We start from the raw sequence: 16,148 nt of genomic DNA, 5'->3' as shown, positions 1-16,148 counted from the left end.
CCGTCATTGTGCAGTGACCCTTGGGTCGAAGATCGGATAGCAGAGGTCGATCACGAGATTGACCAGCACATAGGTGAAGGCGACGAAGAGCATGCAGCCCTGGATCACCGGATAGTCGCGGGCGAAGATCGAATCGACCAGGAGCCGGCCGAGGCCGGGGATGGTGAAGACGGTCTCGACCACGGCGATGCCGCCGAGCAGGTTGCCGAGCACGAGGCCGATCAGTGTCCAGGTCGGGCCGAAGGCGTTCTTGAAGGCGTGGTTCCAGAGCACGGCGCTCTCGGTCAGGCCCTTGGCGCGGGCATGGGTGATGTAGTCGAGCCGGAGCACCTCGAGCGTCGAGGCGCGCGCCATGCGCAGGATCACGCCGATCTCGTGCAGGAACAGCGTCATGATCGGCATGATCAGGTAGAGGATGCCGGCCCAGGGGTTCTCGGCGATCGAGACATAGCCGACCACCGGCAGCCATTCGAGCTTGAGCCCGAAGAAGAGCAGCAGCAGCAGGCCGAGCCAGAAGGTCGGGATCGAGAGCAGCAGCGTCGCGACGGCGACGAGCGAGAGGTCGAGCGAGGTATCCTGCTTCCAGGCGGCGAGCACGCCGGCCGGCACGGCGACGAGGCTGGCGAGAGCGACCGCAATGAGCACGATCTGGGCCGAGATCCAGAAGCGCTGCAGGATCAGCGGCAGCACCGCCTGCTGCGAGTTGATCGACTGGCCGAGATCGCCCTTGAGCAGGTTGCCGAACCAGATGCCGAACTGGACCGGCACGCTCTGGTCGAGGCCGAGCCTGGCCTGAAGGTCGGCGATCGAGGCCGGGGTCGCCAGATCCCCCAGCATCAGCGAGGCCGGATCGCCCGGAATCAGCCGGATCAACCCGAAGACCGCAACCGACACGATCAGCAAAGTCGGCACGGACATCAGAATGCGCGTCAGCGCAAAGCGCAGCATCGGCTTCCTCCCGGTCTGCGATGAAGGATGGCGTCAGTTCGCCAGCGTCACTTCCCACATGCGCAGCTTCGACTGCCACGGCTTGAAGCCCTGGACGCGCTTGGCATGGGCGATGATGTCGAGGCCGTTGAAGGCGAAGATCATCGGGACCTCGTCGATGACGCGCTTGTGCAGTTCGTCGACGAGCTTCTGCCGTTCGGCCCGGTCGGATGTGACGAACAGCTTGTCGATCTGCGCCTGCGCCTGCGGATTGTCCCAGACCTTGCGCGGCTGCTTCTCCTTCGGTCCCGAGAACTGCTCGAAGGCGATCGCCGGGTCGAAGCGGGCCGAGAAGGAGAAGGACTGCATCTGGTAGTTGCCCTTGTTGAAGCGGTCGAGCTGGGTCGCCCAGTCGAGCACCTCGATCTCGACGTTGACGCCGACGGCCTGCAGCATCTGCTGGGCCACCACCGCGGACGGGAAGCTCGGCACGACCGGGCGCTTGTTGGCGAGGATCACGATCTTCTCGCCCTTGTAGCCGGCCTCCTGCAGCAGCTTCTTGGCGCGGGCCGGGTCGTAGGCATGGCCCTTCTTCTCGACCTCGCCGAAATAGCTCGAGCCGGAATAGATCGGCGAGGTGTTGGGCTTGCCGAGGTCGTTGTAGAAGGCCGCGACGATCTCATCCATGTCGAGGGCGGCGGCGATGGCCTGACGCAGCTTCTGGTTGCCCATCACCGCGTCCCTGGTCTGGATCAGGAAGACATGGCGGACGGCGTTGGGCTCGACTGCGACGGCGAGCTTGGGGTTTTTCCGCAACTCGGCGGCATCGCTGGGCAGGATATCGGCCATGTCGAGCGCGCCGGAGACCAGCCCGGCCTTCACCGTCGCCGGATCCTTGACGATCAGGAACTTGACCTCCTTGAGCAGCGGCCGCTTCGAGCCGACATAGCCGTCGCGCTGGCCGCCCGGTGGCGATTTGTAGCCCTCGAAGGCGGTCATGGTGAAATATTCGCCGCGCTTCCATTCGCCGAACTTGTAGGGACCGGTGCCGATCGGCTTGTCCCAGGAACCGTCGGCCTTGACCGAATCCTTGTGCAGGATCGCGGTCATGGCGCAGTCGGTGCGGGCGAGCGTATCGAGGAAGAGCGCGTTCGGCTTGTCGATCTGCATCACCACGGTGCGCGCGTCCGGCGCCGTCACCGCCTCGACCTTGAGGCCGGAGCGGCCGTCGAATTCCGAGGTGCAGCGCCAGTCGGTCTTGGCGTCCATGTAGCGGTTCCAGCTCCACAGCACGTCGGCCGAGGTGAGCTCGGCGCCGTTGTGGAACTTGACGCCCTGGCGCAGCGTGAAGGTGTAGGTCTTGCCGTCGGCGGAGAGGTCGACCTTTTCGGCGAGCAGCGGCGTCGCGACGCCGCCCTCATTGTAGCCGACGAGGCCCTCGACCAGCTGCAGCGCGAAATCGTCGGTGTTGTCGTCGCGGTTGACGCCGGGATTGTTGCTGCGGATGTCGGCGGCGACCGCCACCGTGATCGATTGCGCCATGGCCGGTGCGGCGAAGGCGGTTGCAGCGATGAGGGCGGCGGCCGGCGCAAACAGATACTTCATCTCGGTCCCCTGTCGTTTTTTCGTTTGTCGTTGTGATCGTCAGGCCGCCGCGTCCGCGACGGTTCAATTGGCGAGGCCGACCTCCCAGAGCCGCGGCTTCGAGGCGACCCAGGGAGCAAAGCCCTGCAGGCGCTTCGAGACCACGGCGGTGTCGACCTGATTGTAGAGGAAGATCAGGGGCGCATCGGCCAGCATCAGTCTGTGCAATTCGTCGAACAGTTTCTGGCGCTCGCCCTCGTCGGCGGTGATCGTCGCCTTCTCGATCAGTTCGTCGGCGCGGCGGTTGTCCCAGGCCTTGGACGGGTAGGTGTCCTTGGGGCCGCTGAACTGGTTGTAGCTCTGGGCCGGATCAAGGCGGGCCGAATAGCTGAAGGACATCATCTGGTAGTTGCCCTTGCTGTAGCGGTCGAGCTGGGTCGCCCATTCCAGCACTTCGATCTCGCTGTTGATGCCGGCCGCCTGCAGCATGGCCTGCGCCATGATCGCGACCGGGAAGCTCGGCACGGTCGAGCGCTTGTTGGCGATCAGCTTGATCGCCTGGCCCTTGTAGCCGGCCTCCGCGAGCAGCTTTTTCACGCGCGCCGGGTCGTGGCGGTAACGCTGGCGCTGGACCTCGCTGTAATAGGGCGAGCTGACATAGACCGCGGAGTTGTTGGTGGTGCCGAGCTCGTTCGAGGCCTGGGCAACGAGTTCATCGAGATCGAGCGCAGCCGCGATCGCCTGGCGCATCCTGACATCGCCGAGCAGTGGATCGCGGCTCTGGAGAAGCAGCGCGTGCTTCGTCGCGCTGGGAGCGCTCAGCACCTGCAGGGTCGGGACCTTCCTCATCTCCAGCATGTCGGCATCGGGAATATCCGCGACATGCAGCGCGCCCGAGATCAGGCCGGCCTTGACGGTCGCCCCGTCGGCGATGGCGAGGAACTTGACCTCCGGCACCAGAGCGCGCTTGCGGCCGACATAGCCATCGCGCTTCTCGCCCGGTGGCGAAACATAGCCGTCGAAACGCTTCAGCGAGACGAATTCGCCGCGACGCCAGTCGCCGAGCATGAAGGGGCCGGTGCCGATCGGCTTGTCGAAAGAGCCGTCGGGTTTCAGCGAATCCTTGTGGATGATGGCGACCATGGCGCAGTCGGTCCGCGCCATGGTGTCGAGGAAGAGCGCGCTCGGTTTCTCCAGCGTCATCACAAAGGTCGCAGGGTCGCGCGCGGCAACGCCGGTCACCTTCATGCCGATGCGGCCGTCGAACTCGCTGCGGCAGCGCCAGTCGGTCTTCGGCTCCATGTAGCGGTTCCAGTTCCACATGACGTCGGCCGAGGTCATCTCGGCGCCGTTGTGGAACTTGACGCCCTTGCGCAGGCTGAACGTGTAGGTCAGCCCGTCCGTGGAGACGGAGATCTTCTCCGCCAGCAGCGGAGCGACCGCGCCGTTCTCGCGATAGCCGACCAGACCTTCGACCATGTGCAGGACGACGGCGTCGGTGTTGTCGTCGCGGTTGACGCCCGGATTGGTCGAGCGGATGTCGGCATTGAGTGCGACATTGATCGTCTGCGCCGCAGCGGGACTTGCGAGAGCGAGCAGGGCGAAGGCGGAGGCGAGCTGGCGGTTCATTGTCGTTCCCCTCGTTGTCCGTCTTCCCGGTCCCGGCGGCTCAGGCTGCCTTGGCCGCGCCGGTGCGGCGCTTGGCGAGCGCTTCCGCGAAGAAGTCCTCCACCCGCGGGACGGCTTTCAGCCCGTCATGCGGCATGTTCGGCACCAGGTCGAAACGCACGGTGATGCCGTGCTCCTCGAAGTTCCGGCGCAGGGTAGCCAGCCGTTCCGGGCGGTTCGCGCCGGCATGGTTGGCGTCCGGCATCCAGCTGGCGTTGCCGGGCTGGTGGGTGATCTCCCAGGTCTCGAGATCGGCGGCGCCGACGATCATCTGGACCGGAACCTGGCGCATCGCCTCGATATCGGGGGCGGCGCCGAAGAGATCGGCCATGTTGCGGGTGCCGACCCACCAGTCGCGCGTCGGGTCGAGCAGGGTCACCGAGCCCGGTGCGCCGATCGAAGCGGCCCAGAGCTTCTTGGGCTGCAGCATCAGGAAGCGATGGGTGAAGTGGCCGCCGCCGGAATAGCCGAACAGGGCGAAGCGGTCGAAGCGCAGGCCGTAATGCTGGGCGACCTCCTCGACCATGGCGAGCAGGATGTGGTCGTAGCGGACCTCGCCCTCGCGCATGTATTTGAAGCCGTTGCGGTTGCCGTCACCCATCACGCCGATCGGGAAGAGCGGGGCGAGGATGATGCAGTTGTTCCAGCGACCGAAGGCTTCGAAGGCATCGCGGTAACCGGTGAAGCCGCGGCCGGTGCCGTGCATGGCGACGACCAACTCGGGCGCCTGGCCGCCCTTGCCGAGGCTCTTGGGCACATAGAGGCAATAGCTGAAGCGCGGATCAGCCTTGCAGGCGGTGACCGGCGTCGGGCCGAGATCGTAGAGCGCACGGCCGCGGGCCGCTGCGTCGTCCTGCTTGGCGGGGCTTGCGACGGGAGCGGTCATGCGGCTTCTCACGATTGGTTATAAGATTGGCGCCAATTTTGTTGCATGATATGATTGGTGCTGCAAGCCGGATTCGACAGGGCAGTGCCGGCTGTGCGCGACGCGGCCGAACCAGTTCACAAGCATCGTTGAAATGCTCTAACTCTTTGTTTTTGCGCAATCCCGGACGCAAAACCGCTTCGCACTTTTGCTGGAATTGCTCTAGAGACCCGTCATGGCCACTCGCCCCAAGACCCCGCAGCGCGCCAAGGGTGAACTCGCCAACGAGATCGCCCGGGCGATCCATGTTCGCGCCTATCGGCCGGGCGAGTGGCTGCGGCAGATCGATCTGGAGGAGGCCTTCCAGGCGACGCGCTTCGATGTCCGCGCCGCGCTCGACGAACTGGCGGTGCGCAAGACGATCGAGCATGTGCCCAATCGCGGCTACCGCGTCACCGAGATCGATCTCGCCACCTATCGCGCGATCCGCGACACCCGCATCATCTTGGAGAGTGCCGCCGCCCGCCTCGTGATCGGCAAGATGGATGACACGGCACTCGCGAAGCTTGATGCACTCGCCCATGAGTTCCGCCAGGCCGTCCAGAGTGGCACGCGGGTCGAGCAGAGCGAGATCAACCGCGCCTTCCATAGTTTGATCTATGCCCATTGCGGCAATCCGGTGCTGGCGGAGACGATCTGGAGCCTGCGCGACCGTTCGCGCGGTTCGGCGGTCACGGTCTGGGCCTCGCATCAGGCCCTGCTCGCCAGTGACGCCGACCACCACGCCATGGTCGCGGCGATCCGCGCCGGGGACGGCGAGCGCCTGGCCGAGCTCACCGCCCATCACATCATCAAGGACCTGATCGAGGTCAACGGGGCCGCTTAGATGCGAGTTTTCTGAAGGTAGAGCCGTCATTGCGAGGAGCAGAGCGACGAAGCAATCCAGGGGGACGTAGAGCGCAGCCGCCCCTGGATTGCTTCGCTGCGCTCGCAATGACGGAGCCGAATGCTCCGGCCCGGTCGCGAGCATTCTAGTCGGCGACCGTGACCTCCCAGAGCCGCGGCTTCGACAGGATCGAGGATTTGTAGCCCTTGATCCGCTTGCCGAAGGCGCCGGCGTCGATGCCGTTATAGAGCATCACCATCGGCACCTCGGCGATGAAGCGCTGGTGCAGTTCGTCGAACAGCTTCTGGCGCTCGGCCTTGTCCGAGACGACCATCGACTTGTCGAGCAGCGCCTGCGCTTCGGGATTGTCCCAGACCTTGCGCGGCTGGGTCGCCTTCGGGCCGGTCACCGATTCGAACGAAAGCGCAGGGTCGAGCCTTGCCGAATAGGGGAAGGCCTGGAGCTGGTAGTTGCCCTTGGAGTAGCGGTCGAGCTGCGTCGCCCATTCGAGCACCTCGATCTGGACGTTGATGCCGGCGGCCTGGAGCATCTGCTGCGAGACCACGGCGGCGTCGAAGCTCTGCGGGTAGCGCTTGTTGGCGAGCATCACCAAAGGCTCGCCCTTGTAGCCGGCTTCCTGCAGCAGCTTCTTGGCCGCGGCCAGATCGTATTTATAGCCCTTGGCCTGGACCGCGCCGTAATAGGACGACAGCGACGGCACGATCGAATTGTTGCGCTTGCCGAGCCCGTCCGTGACCTGAGCGACCAGTTCCTCGGTATCGAGCGCCGCCGCGATCGCCTGGCGCAGCTTGACGTTGCCGAGCAGGGGATCGCGGGTCTGCAGGAGGATGCCGACCAGGCCCATATTGGTCGTGATCGAAAGTTCGACGCGCGGGTCCTTCCTGAGCTCCTTGACCTCGGCATTGGCGACATCGGGGACGATGTCGATGTCGCCGCGCAGCAGGGCCGCCTTGGCGGTCGCGCCATCGGGGATGACCATGAAGCGGACTTCGTCGACGAGCGGGCGCTTGCCGCCGGTATAGCCGTCCGGCGCGCCCGGCAGGCTGGCATAGGCCTCGTTGCGGGAGAGGCGGATGTATTCGCCGCGCTTCCATTCGGTAAGCTTGTAGGGGCCGGTGCCAACAGGCTTGTCGAAGGAGCCGTCGGCCTTGACCGAGTCCTTGTGCAGGATCGCCGTCATCGCGCAGTCGGTGCGGGCGATGTTGGCGAGGAAGAGCGAGCTCGGCTTGTCGAGCTTGAAGACCACCATCGCCGGATCGAGCGCGGTGACCGCCTCGACCTTGGCGCGGCCGCGGCCGTCGAACTCCGACAGGCAGCGCCAGTCGGTCTTCGGGTCCATGTAGCGGTTCCAGCTCCAGACCACGTCGGCCGCGGTCAGTTCGGCGCTGTTGTGGAACTTGACGCCCTTGCGCAGGGTGAAGCGGTAGCTCAGCCCGTCCGGCGAAAGCTCGACCTTTTCGGCCAGCAGCGGCTTGACCTCGGAATCCTCGCCATAGGCGACGAGGCCCTCGACAATGTGCAGGACGACCGAGTCGGTGTTGTCGTCGCGGTTGACGCCCGGATTGATGCTGCGGATGTCGGCGTTGAGATGGATGCGCAACGTCGCGGCTGCAGCCGGCAAGGCAACTGAGGCCGCAACGCCGAGCGTTGCGAAGGCGAGGGAAAGGCGGCGTCGGCTATGCATCGGCAGGTTCCCCTTGTTTTATGATCTGGACGCGTCGCTGCCGCCTTATTCGGCGGCCTGCGCGAGCGTCATCGGTTCATCGGTGAGGCTGTAGCGGGTGAAAATGCGGTTGAGGGCCGGCAGCGGCGCGACTTCCATCGTGCCCTTGGCGGGCTGCATGATCACCATCGAGACGGTGGCCGAGAGATTGCCGGTATCGTTCAGGCGCGGCGGCCGGCAGACCGAATGCGGGGTCAGGAAGTCGTCGAAGAAGGCCTGCTTGAGGTCGTCGACGGTGAGCTTGCGGCCGGCCTCGTTGAGCAGCTTTTTGACCCGCCAGTCGCGGTAAAAGCTCTCGGGCACGCGCGGGATGCCGGTGTCGATGATCTTGGTCAGCGCGACCTGCCCGACCCAATGGTTGGCGTGAACGATCAGCCCGTCCTCGGGATAGAGCGGGAAGGCGGCATCGGGCGCGCATTCGAAGTCGATGCCGAAGCCGGCGACGGTCGAGAGCATCATATTGTTCGAGCAGGCCTTCGGCGTCGTCGCGACCGCCTTGATCGCGAAGGCGAAATGCTCCTGCTCCAGGACCTTGCGGCGGATCAGCGCCAGCGGCACGCCGGTTTGCGTGAAGTCGCGCTCGGATTCGAGATAGTTGGCGGTGATCGAGATGCCGGCCGAGTTCATGCCGCAGCGGGCGAGGCCGCCGGCCTCGACGAAGGTCAGGAAATCGGGACCGTCGTCGCGGCGCACGCGCAGCACGATCGCGGTCTCGGCGCATTCGGCCTTCCAGTCCCAGTTCTGGCCGTGGATCAATTCGCCGCTGGCGCTGCGCTCGGGCAGGATGATTGCGCCGGTGCAGCCATCGTCGAGCTCTTCCTCGGCTGCGACCGGCTTGTTCTTCTCCAGTTTTGCCTTGGCGATCACCTCGGTGCGGGCATTGATCATGATGACGTCTTCGAGCGTGACGCCGGCGCCGTCGGCGATGCCGCGCATTTCCTCGACGTAATGCTTGCCGAAGGCCTCGATCTCGCGGGCGAACTCGCCGATCAGGCGCGACTTGGCGGCGGCGTCATAGCCGAGATCGCCGAGTTGGCCGCCATAGAGTTCGATCGAACGCTTGACGCGTGCAGGCACCGTCGCACCATGCTGGCGGCCGCGTTCATAGGGCGTGCCCGAGACATCGACGAAGGGAAAGGGCGAGGTCATGACCGGATCTCCGCGGTTCGCGCTGGCGCTATCTCGATCCGTAATGTATTTCATTTCAAACTAAGACAATCAAGAGCCTTTCCATGACATCTCCGACACGGCTGCAGCAGGAGATCGCCGAACGCCTCCTGCAAATGGTGCGGGAGGACGGGTTGCAGGCCGGTGCCTGGCTCAACGAGAACAGTGCGGCGCGCCGCCTCAATGTCTCGCGCACGCCGGTCCGCGCCGCGATCGACCATCTCGCCCGACAGGGTCTGGTGCGACGGCATCCGAACAAGGGCGTCGAGCTTCTGAGCGCGCCGGAAGCCCCCGGCGATGGCGCCGCAACGGCCGACGCGACCGAACTTGCCATGGTCAAGGTGGCGCAGGATCGGCATGGCGGGCGCCTGCCCGACGAGATCTCCGAGCTTGAACTGATGCGGCGCTATGAGCTCGGCCGTCCCGAGGTGCAGCGTCTGATGGCGCGGCTTGCCGATCTCGACATGGTCGAGCGCAAGCGCGGCTATGGCTGGCGTTTCCTGCATGAGGCGCGCGACCAGTCGGCACATGACGAGCGCTACCGCTTCCGCCTGCTGATCGAGCCGATGGTCTTCCTCGAGCCCGGCTTCTCGCTCGAGCAGGGCTGGATCGACGAGATGCGGGCCCGGCACGAATTGACCCTATCCCGGCCTTGGAAGGAAAGCTCGGCGATCGGCTTCTACGAGATGAACGCCGATTTCCACGAAGGGCTGGCAGCGGCCTCGGGCAACCGCTTCATCCATTCCGCCGTGCGCCGGCAGAACCAGATGCGCCGGCTTTCCAATTACGACTGGACCTATGGCTATGAGCGCGTCGTGGTGAACAGTCGCGAGCATCTGCAGATGCTGGCGACGCTGGAGGCCGGCGACCGCCAGCTCGTCAGTGCCCTGATGCGCAGCCATCTCCAGCGCGCGATGCAGTTGCGCCGGCCGGACGGACTCGACTGAACAGCCCGACTGAAATGATTGCGCTGGCCCCCTCAGCCCTCATCCTGAGGAGCAGCCGAAGGCTGCGTCTCGAAGGATGGTTCAGTTGTCTCCGGAGTCTCCTGAAACATCCTTCGAGATGCGCTCCTGTGGAGCGCTCCTCAGGATGAGGGCTGAGGAGTTCGAAGCGATAGCGTCACCTGCTAGGCATTCTCGCTATTGTCTTTTGAATTTAAGAAAGACATCATGCGGCGATCAATAGCGAGGATCCGCCGATGACCGCGCACGCACTTGCCCCCGAAAACCGCCGCGACAACGCGCCCGACGCCTTCTGGATGCCGTTCACGCCGATGCGCGCCTTCCGGCAGGCGCCGCTGCTGTTCGAGCGCGCCGAGGGCATGCACTACGTCACGCCGGACGGGCGGCGGGTGCTCGACGGCATGGCCGGGCTCTGGTGCGTCAATGCCGGGCACGGCCAGGCCAGGATCACCGAAGCGATCCGCGAAGCCGCCGGCCGGCTCGATTTCGTCTCCTCTTTCAAGATGAGCCACCCCGACGCGCAGAGCTATGCGGCGCGGCTCGGCGATTTCGCGCCTGAAGGCATCGACCACGTCTTCTTCGTCAATTCGGGCTCGGAGGCGGTCGATACCGCGCTGAAGATCGCGCGAGCCTACCATCAGGCTCGCGGCGAGGCCTCGCGCACCAAGCTGATCGGCCGGGCCAAGGGCTATCACGGCATGGGCTGGGGCGGGCTCTCGGTCTCCGGCATCGGCCGGCACAAAGCGGCCTTCGGGCCGCTCTTGCCCGATGTCGCACATCTGCCGCTGCCCTATGACCGCGCCAGCATGGCCTTCTCGCGCGGCCAGCCGGAAGGCGGGCTGGCCGCCGCCGAGGCGCTGGAGAGCCTGCTGCAGATCCATGATCCCCAGACGGTCGCGGCCGTGATCGTCGAGCCCGTGACCGGCTCGGGCGGGGTCTACCCGCCGCCGCAGGGCTATCTCGAACGCCTGCGCGCAATCTGTGACCGGCACGGCATCCTCCTGATCTTCGACGAGGTCATCACCGGCTTTGGCCGGCTGGGCAGCCCCTTCGCGGCGCAGGCCTATGACGTCAGGCCCGATCTGATGAGCTGCGCCAAGGGCATGACCAATGGCGCGGTGCCGATGGGCGGCGTGCTCGTCGCCGGTCCTGTCTATGACGCGTTCATGGCCGGGCCGCCCGAGGCGATCGAGCTCCTGCACGGCTATACCTATTCGGCCCATCCGCTCGCCTGCGCCGCCGGTCTCGCGACGCTCGACGTCTTTGCCGAACAGGACATTCTGGGCGGCCTCGCCAAGGTGCTGCCGCTCTGGGAGGAGCGGGCGCACCGGCTGAAGGGCTCAGCCCACGTCGTCGACATCCGCACGGCCGGCCTGCTGTGTGCGATCGATCTTGCGCCGCGCCCGGGGGCGGATGGCGCGCGGGGCGGAGAGGCCAACAAGCTCTGCCTCGATGCCGGCGTGCTGATCCGCAATGCCGGCGATACGCTGGTGCTGTCGCCGCCGCTGATCATCGCGTCAGAGGAGATCGGGGAGATCTTCGCCGCGATCGAACAGGCGCTGGGGCAGATCGACTAGGTCGGCCTTACGCCCATTCGCCCTTGCGGAAGACCGCGACGCGGCTGCCATCGGGCTTGACGCCGTCGATGTCGACCTCGCCGGAACCGATCATCCAGTCGATGTGGATCAGGCTGCGGTTGCCGCCCTGCGCCGCGATCTGCTCCGGGGTCAGCTTGGTGCCGTCGATGAAGCATTTCGAATAGCACTGGCCGAGCGCGATGTGGCAGGAGGCGTTCTCGTCGAAGAGCGTGTTATAGAACAGGATGCCGCTCTGCGAGATCGGCGAGGAGTGCGGCACCAGCGCGACCTCGCCGAGCCGGCGGGCGCCCTCGTCGGTGTCGAGCACCTTGTTCAGCACCTCCTCGCCGCGGCTCGCCTTGGCCTCGACGATACGACCCTCCTCGAAGCGCACCTGGATATTGTCGATCAGCGTACCCTGATAGGAGAGCGGCTTGGTCGAGGAGACATGGCCGTCGACACGGCGGGCATGCGGCGTGGTGAAGACCTCCTCGGTCGGGATGTTGGCGTTGCAGGTGACGCCGTTCTTCGCGGTGGAGGCGCCGCCTTGCCATTCATGCCCGTCGGCGAGGCCGATGGTGAGGTCAGTGCCCGGCCCGGTGAAATGCAGCGCGGAAAAGCGCTGGCCGTTCAGCCATGTGGTCCGCAGCGCCAGCGCGGCGTTATGCTGTGCCCAGGCGGCGATCGGGTCGTCGCGGTCGACGCGCGACGCCGCGAAGATCGCCTCGGCCAGCCGGGCGACCGCGATCTCCTCGGCATCATCCGGGAAGACTTGGCTCGCCCAGGCCGCGCCGGGAAAAGCGACGATGTTCCAGTTGATGTCGAAATTGGCGATCTTCTCCAGCGCCGGCTGGTAGGCGATCGAGTTCGCCTTGTTGGCGCGGGCGACCTTGGCCGGGTCCTGCTCGGACAGCAGCATCGGATTGTCGCCGACGATGGCGAGCCGGGCGGTATTGGCCGAGAAGGCTTTGGCGACGCCCTCATAGAGCCATGATGGGGCGCGGTCGAAGCCGGCATCCTGGCCGAAGCGGTAGCGTGCCAGCGTCACCGCCTCATCCGATAGGATCGGCGTGACGAGGCTGGCGCCGGCCTTGTAGGCGTGCTCGGCGATGCGCCGGACCAATGGCAGCGCCGCGCTCGGGGCGGTCAGGAACAGGTCCTGGCCCGGCTGCAGGTTGAGGCCGACCTTGATCGCGACCTCGGCCAGCCGGTCGAGCTTGGCGGCATCGATGCCGGAGACGTGCTTGTTCATGAGGGCCTCGTCGGAGTGATTTTGAGAGCCGCATTGCTGGCGGAAATCCGGCGCGGGTCAACCACTGCGGTGACATTGGACACCCACCCTGCCGTCATTCCGGACAAGCGGCTTTAGCCGCGCAGCTCCGGAAACCATCATAGAACTCAGTGCCCTACGATGGATTCCGGCGCTCCGCTTCGCTACGGCCGGAATGACGGAGATTGTGTCGGGCAGGCTACCAGCAACAGCCCTCAGCGCTGGCCTGGCCGGGTACGACGGGCCCTGGAGCGATCGCCGCGCCAATCGGCGACAGACATGGTCGGCAGGTCGAAATAGTCGCGCGTCGTGGCGTAGCCATGCCCGCCCATGCGGCCGATCGCGTCGAGCGCGACCGGATCGACATAGTGCTTCACCTTATCGACCGTGTCGGCGCGAAAATGGGCGTAGACGACCTCGCCAAGGATGATCTCGCGCGAATTGCCGATGCCGAGCGTGGTGTGGTGGCGGCATTCGAACGCGGCCGGCGCCTGACCGATCCAGGGGCAGGGCACCTTGACACCGGGCATCGCGGTGAGGCCGGCCTCGGCGAGTTCGTCGGTGCCGGGCTCGAACGGCACGGCGCAGGCATTCATGCCGTCGAGCAACGCGTCGGAGACGATGTTGACGGTGAAGGCGAGGCTCTCGCGGACATTGCGGCCGGTATCCTTCTGCCCGCCGGTCTGGCGGTATTCGACGCCGAGCGCCAGGATCGCCGGGTCGGCCGAAAGGCAGTTGAAGAACGAGAACGGGGCGGCGTTGACGACGCCGTTGGCGTCGATCGTGGTCACCAGGGCGATCGGGCGCGGTACCACCGCGCCGATCAAGAGCTTGTAGCGCTCGCGCGGGGTCAGCGCGGCGAAGTCGAAGGTGACGATCTCGGCGGCGGCCGACCGGTCCTGCGTCAGCGTCTGGGTCACGACGGGGTCAATCCTTCACTCAAGGCATAGGGCGCGAGCACATCGCGGATGTCGCGCTCGGCGCGGGGGGCCAGCAAGGCGCGGGTGACGACGGACTGCAGATGATGATCCATCAGCGCAGCCGCACGGGCTGCATCGCCGGCGCGCAGGGCCTCGATCAACTGGCGATGCTCGGAGACGGCGCATTCGGAGGAGTGCGGGCGGCCGTAGATGGCGAGGATCAGCGAGCAGCGCGACGACGCTTCCTGGACATAGCGCAAGAGCAGCGCGTTGCCGGTCATCTCGGCGAGCTTGATATGGAATTCGCCGGAGAGCCGGATCGATTCGGGCCCGTCCTGCCCGTGCGCCTTTTCCTCCTGCCGGACGTGAGCCTCGAGCTCGGCCGCCTGCGCCGCGGTCAGCCGCCCCGCCAGGTTTTCGGCAACGAGCCGTTCCAGTCCGCGGCGGACATCGAAGACGTCACGTGCCTCCTCCAGCGTCGGATAGGCGACATTGGCACCGCGATTGGGCTTGAGCTCGACCAGGCCCTCGACGGCGAGCCGCCCGAAGGCCTCGCGCACCAGGGTGCGGCTGACGCCGAGCTGCTCGCCGATCGAATCCTCGGGGAGTTTCATGCCGGGCTTCAGCGCCTGCTCGATGATGGCGCGCCGCAGCGCCTTGTAGACCGCCTGTGCCCGCGGCATCGGCGTGCCTGTCGCGGCCGTCTTGCCGTTGGGGCGGGGCTTGTTCGCTGCGAGCGATGGGGCAGGGCGCGGCATGAATCGAGTTTCCGCTTGTCTTCAATAATCGCATACAATACGCTTCTTCTATCGTATGCAAGTTTGCTCATCGATCGCACACGAGATGGCGCGCAAAGCGCCACGACGATCACAAAGGCGGCAACGGAACGGCATTCCCCGGTGCGCAAAGCGGGCCGGCGGCAAGCAACAAAAGGGGAGAGTCCGATGAAGAAGGCCTGGTTGCTGGCGGCTGTCGCCGCCTTCGCGCTCAACGGTGCGGTCGAAGCCAAGACGCTGAAATGGGGCGCGTCGCGCGAGATCGCCTCACTCGACCCCTATTCTTATGGCGAGACCTTCACGCTCGCCGTGCTGAACCACGTCTATGAAGGGCTGGTGCGCTATACCGGCGATCTCAAGATCGAGCCGGCGCTGGCGGAATCCTGGGAGACGGTGACGCCGACGACCTGGCGCTTCAAGCTGCGCAAGAACGTCAAATTCCATAACGGCAACCCGTTCACGGCCGACGATGTCATCGCTTCGCTGGCGCGCGTCACCCACGAGACCTCGCCGCTCAAGGGCAACCTGCCGGCCTATAAGAGCGTGAAGAAGATCGACGACTACACGGTCGAGCTCGAGGTCAACGGGCCCTATCCGCTGCTGCTCAACGACCTCACCAACATCTTCATCTTCGACAAGGAGTGGATGGAGGCCAACAACTCGCTGCTCCCCACCGATTCCGGCAAGGGCGTGAAGGGCTACGCCACCGATAACGCCAACGGTACCGGGCCGTTCAAGGTCGAGAGTCGCCGCGCCGACGCCAAGACGGTCTTCGCCAGGAATCCGGATTGGTGGGACAAGCCGAAGCACAATATCGACGTGATCGAGTTCACGCCGATCACCTCGTCCTCGACCCGCGTCGCGGCGCTGCTCTCCGGCGAGATCGACTACACCAATGTCGCGCCGCTGCAGGATCTGCCGCGCCTCGCGGCCTCATCTGAGGTCAAGGTTCTGCAGACCAACGAACTGCGCTCGGTCTTCTTCGCCTTCAACCTGACCGACAAGCTCGTCGAGAGCGACGTCAAGGAGAAGAACCCCCTCAAGGACATCAAGGTGCGCGAGGCGCTCTACCGTGCCATCGACATCGACGCGGTGCAGAAGCGGGCGATGCGCGGCCTCTCGCGCAACACCGGCGCGCTCGTCGCCCCGGCGATCCCCGGCTACGAGCCCTCGCAGGACCAGCGCCTGCCCTTCGACCTCAATGGCGCCAAGAAGCTGCTCACCGAAGCCGGCTATCCGAACGGCTTCTCCTTCCTGATGAACTGCCAGAGCGACTCGCTCGTCAACGAGGAGGAATTCTGCCAGGCGGTCGCGGCGATGTGGTCGCGGGCCGGCCTGAAGCCGAACCTCAGCCTCGCGCCGCGCAGCCAGCAGACGCCGAAGCGGGTCAAGGGCGAGTTCGACGTGATTTCCTTCGGCTGGGCCAACGAGCCGATGATCGACGCCTATTCGGTGCTGGTGCAGGTGCTGCGTTCCAAGAGCGGCACGGGTGGCGTGTTCAACTGGGGCAATTGGGGCGATCCGCGCATCGACGCGCTGGTCGACAAGTCCGGCGTCGAACTCGATACGCCAAAGCGCATCGAGATGATGAAGGAGGCGCTGAGGATCGCCAAGGCAGAGCACCTCTTCATCCCGCTGCACCAGCAGCCGATGGCCTGGGCGATGCGCAACACGATTGCCTCCACAGTCCAGGCCTCGGACAACAAGCCGCGCCTGTGGCTGACCATGATGAAGTGAACGACCGGGGCGTCATGGCCGGGCTTGACCCGGCCATCTCGGAAACCAGCGCCTTCCCGTCC

The 16,148-nt window shown here is 65.6% G+C and carries 13 protein-coding genes; 4 read left to right on the top strand and 9 right to left on the bottom strand.

Annotation, left to right across the window (positions count from 1 at the left end):
* Nucleotides 1–3: 3 nt before the first annotated feature.
* The 4 genes from ACSQ24_RS28235 to ACSQ24_RS28220 all read right to left on the bottom strand — a co-directional run bounded on the left by ACSQ24_RS28235 (nt 4) and on the right by ACSQ24_RS28220 (nt 5,065).
* On the bottom strand, nt 4–948 hold the full coding sequence (locus tag ACSQ24_RS28235; protein ID WP_436098103.1) for an ABC transporter permease: 945 nt from the start codon (nt 946–948) through the stop codon (nt 4–6).
* Nucleotides 949–981: 33 nt separating this feature from the next.
* On the bottom strand, nt 982–2,532 hold the full coding sequence (locus ACSQ24_RS28230) for an ABC transporter substrate-binding protein (protein ID WP_436098102.1): 1,551 nt from the start codon (nt 2,530–2,532) through the stop codon (nt 982–984).
* Between the two features lie 63 nt (nt 2,533–2,595).
* Nucleotides 2,596–4,140 (bottom strand): ABC transporter substrate-binding protein, encoded by a 1,545-nt coding sequence (locus tag ACSQ24_RS28225; RefSeq protein ID WP_436098101.1) that lies wholly within the window; start codon nt 4,138–4,140, stop codon nt 2,596–2,598.
* 40 nt (nt 4,141–4,180) lie between these two features.
* Nucleotides 4,181–5,065: an alpha/beta hydrolase gene (locus ACSQ24_RS28220; RefSeq protein WP_436098100.1), complete on the bottom strand. Its 885-nt coding sequence runs from the start codon at nt 5,063–5,065 to the stop codon at nt 4,181–4,183.
* A 214-nt stretch (nt 5,066–5,279) separates the two neighbouring features.
* Here ACSQ24_RS28220 and ACSQ24_RS28215 point away from each other — a divergent pair, with 214 nt between their 5' ends.
* The gene (locus ACSQ24_RS28215; protein WP_436098099.1) at nt 5,280–5,930 is read left to right on the top strand and encodes a GntR family transcriptional regulator; all 651 of its coding nucleotides are present in this window, start codon (nt 5,280–5,282) and stop codon (nt 5,928–5,930) included.
* 145 nt (nt 5,931–6,075) lie between these two features.
* Here ACSQ24_RS28215 and ACSQ24_RS28210 read toward each other — a convergent pair whose 3' ends face one another.
* Both ACSQ24_RS28210 and ACSQ24_RS28205 read right to left on the bottom strand, forming a co-directional pair.
* Entirely contained in the window at nt 6,076–7,635 is a 1,560-nt protein-coding gene (locus tag ACSQ24_RS28210) for an ABC transporter substrate-binding protein (protein ID WP_436098098.1), read from the bottom strand.
* A gap of 45 nt (nt 7,636–7,680) precedes the next feature.
* Nucleotides 7,681–8,823 (bottom strand): C45 family autoproteolytic acyltransferase/hydolase, encoded by a 1,143-nt coding sequence (locus ACSQ24_RS28205; protein WP_436098097.1) that lies wholly within the window; start codon nt 8,821–8,823, stop codon nt 7,681–7,683.
* Between the two features lie 83 nt (nt 8,824–8,906).
* On the opposite strand from ACSQ24_RS28205, the gene ACSQ24_RS28200 reads away from it, so the two are divergent.
* Together ACSQ24_RS28200 and ACSQ24_RS28195 are read left to right on the top strand one after the other, a co-directional pair.
* Nucleotides 8,907–9,788 carry a GntR family transcriptional regulator gene (locus ACSQ24_RS28200; RefSeq protein WP_436098096.1) on the top strand — a complete coding sequence of 294 codons (882 nt, stop codon included), beginning with the start codon at nt 8,907–8,909 and terminating at the stop codon, nt 9,786–9,788.
* Between the two features lie 254 nt (nt 9,789–10,042).
* Complete coding sequence (locus ACSQ24_RS28195; protein ID WP_436098095.1) at nt 10,043–11,383, top strand: aminotransferase class III-fold pyridoxal phosphate-dependent enzyme; 1,341 nt, start codon at nt 10,043–10,045, stop codon at nt 11,381–11,383.
* A gap of 7 nt (nt 11,384–11,390) precedes the next feature.
* On the opposite strand, the gene ACSQ24_RS28190 is transcribed toward ACSQ24_RS28195, so the two are convergent.
* From ACSQ24_RS28190 to ACSQ24_RS28180, 3 genes are all read right to left on the bottom strand, one after another.
* The gene (locus tag ACSQ24_RS28190) at nt 11,391–12,635 is read right to left on the bottom strand and encodes an aminopeptidase (protein ID WP_436098094.1); all 1,245 of its coding nucleotides are present in this window, start codon (nt 12,633–12,635) and stop codon (nt 11,391–11,393) included.
* 233 nt (nt 12,636–12,868) lie between these two features.
* Entirely contained in the window at nt 12,869–13,573 is a 705-nt protein-coding gene (locus ACSQ24_RS28185) for a flavin reductase family protein (RefSeq protein WP_436098093.1), read from the bottom strand.
* Nucleotides 13,570–14,256, bottom strand: a complete 687-nt coding sequence (locus ACSQ24_RS28180) for a GntR family transcriptional regulator (protein WP_436098194.1) — start codon at nt 14,254–14,256, stop codon at nt 13,570–13,572. Before ACSQ24_RS28180 ends, ACSQ24_RS28185 begins: the two co-directional genes overlap by 4 nt.
* A gap of 261 nt (nt 14,257–14,517) precedes the next feature.
* Between ACSQ24_RS28180 and ACSQ24_RS28175 the strand changes: the two genes are divergently transcribed.
* Nucleotides 14,518–16,086 (top strand): ABC transporter substrate-binding protein, encoded by a 1,569-nt coding sequence (locus ACSQ24_RS28175; RefSeq protein WP_436098092.1) that lies wholly within the window; start codon nt 14,518–14,520, stop codon nt 16,084–16,086.
* Nucleotides 16,087–16,148: the final 62 nt, after the last annotated feature.

The organism is Allobosea sp. LjRoot237 (assembly GCF_964253285.1).
In the GTDB taxonomy this organism is placed as follows: domain Bacteria; phylum Pseudomonadota; class Alphaproteobacteria; order Rhizobiales; family Beijerinckiaceae; genus Allobosea.
This window is presented reverse-complemented; position numbering and strand designations above follow the sequence as displayed.

Coding starts and splice junctions, on each gene's coding strand:
- ACSQ24_RS28235 (WP_436098103.1), bottom strand. CDS start 948: ATGCTGCGCTTTGCGCTGACGCGCATTCTGATGTCCGTGCCGACTTTG.
- ACSQ24_RS28230 (WP_436098102.1), bottom strand. CDS start 2,532: ATGAAGTATCTGTTTGCGCCGGCCGCCGCCCTCATCGCTGCAACCGCC.
- ACSQ24_RS28225 (WP_436098101.1), bottom strand. CDS start 4,140: ATGAACCGCCAGCTCGCCTCCGCCTTCGCCCTGCTCGCTCTCGCAAGT.
- ACSQ24_RS28220 (WP_436098100.1), bottom strand. CDS start 5,065: ATGACCGCTCCCGTCGCAAGCCCCGCCAAGCAGGACGACGCAGCGGCC.
- ACSQ24_RS28215 (WP_436098099.1), top strand. CDS start 5,280: ATGGCCACTCGCCCCAAGACCCCGCAGCGCGCCAAGGGTGAACTCGCC.
- ACSQ24_RS28210 (WP_436098098.1), bottom strand. CDS start 7,635: ATGCATAGCCGACGCCGCCTTTCCCTCGCCTTCGCAACGCTCGGCGTT.
- ACSQ24_RS28205 (WP_436098097.1), bottom strand. CDS start 8,823: ATGACCTCGCCCTTTCCCTTCGTCGATGTCTCGGGCACGCCCTATGAA.
- ACSQ24_RS28200 (WP_436098096.1), top strand. CDS start 8,907: ATGACATCTCCGACACGGCTGCAGCAGGAGATCGCCGAACGCCTCCTG.
- ACSQ24_RS28195 (WP_436098095.1), top strand. CDS start 10,043: ATGACCGCGCACGCACTTGCCCCCGAAAACCGCCGCGACAACGCGCCC.
- ACSQ24_RS28190 (WP_436098094.1), bottom strand. CDS start 12,635: ATGAACAAGCACGTCTCCGGCATCGATGCCGCCAAGCTCGACCGGCTG.
- ACSQ24_RS28180 (WP_436098194.1), bottom strand. CDS start 14,256: ATGCCGCGGGCACAGGCGGTCTACAAGGCGCTGCGGCGCGCCATCATC.
- ACSQ24_RS28175 (WP_436098092.1), top strand. CDS start 14,518: ATGAAGAAGGCCTGGTTGCTGGCGGCTGTCGCCGCCTTCGCGCTCAAC.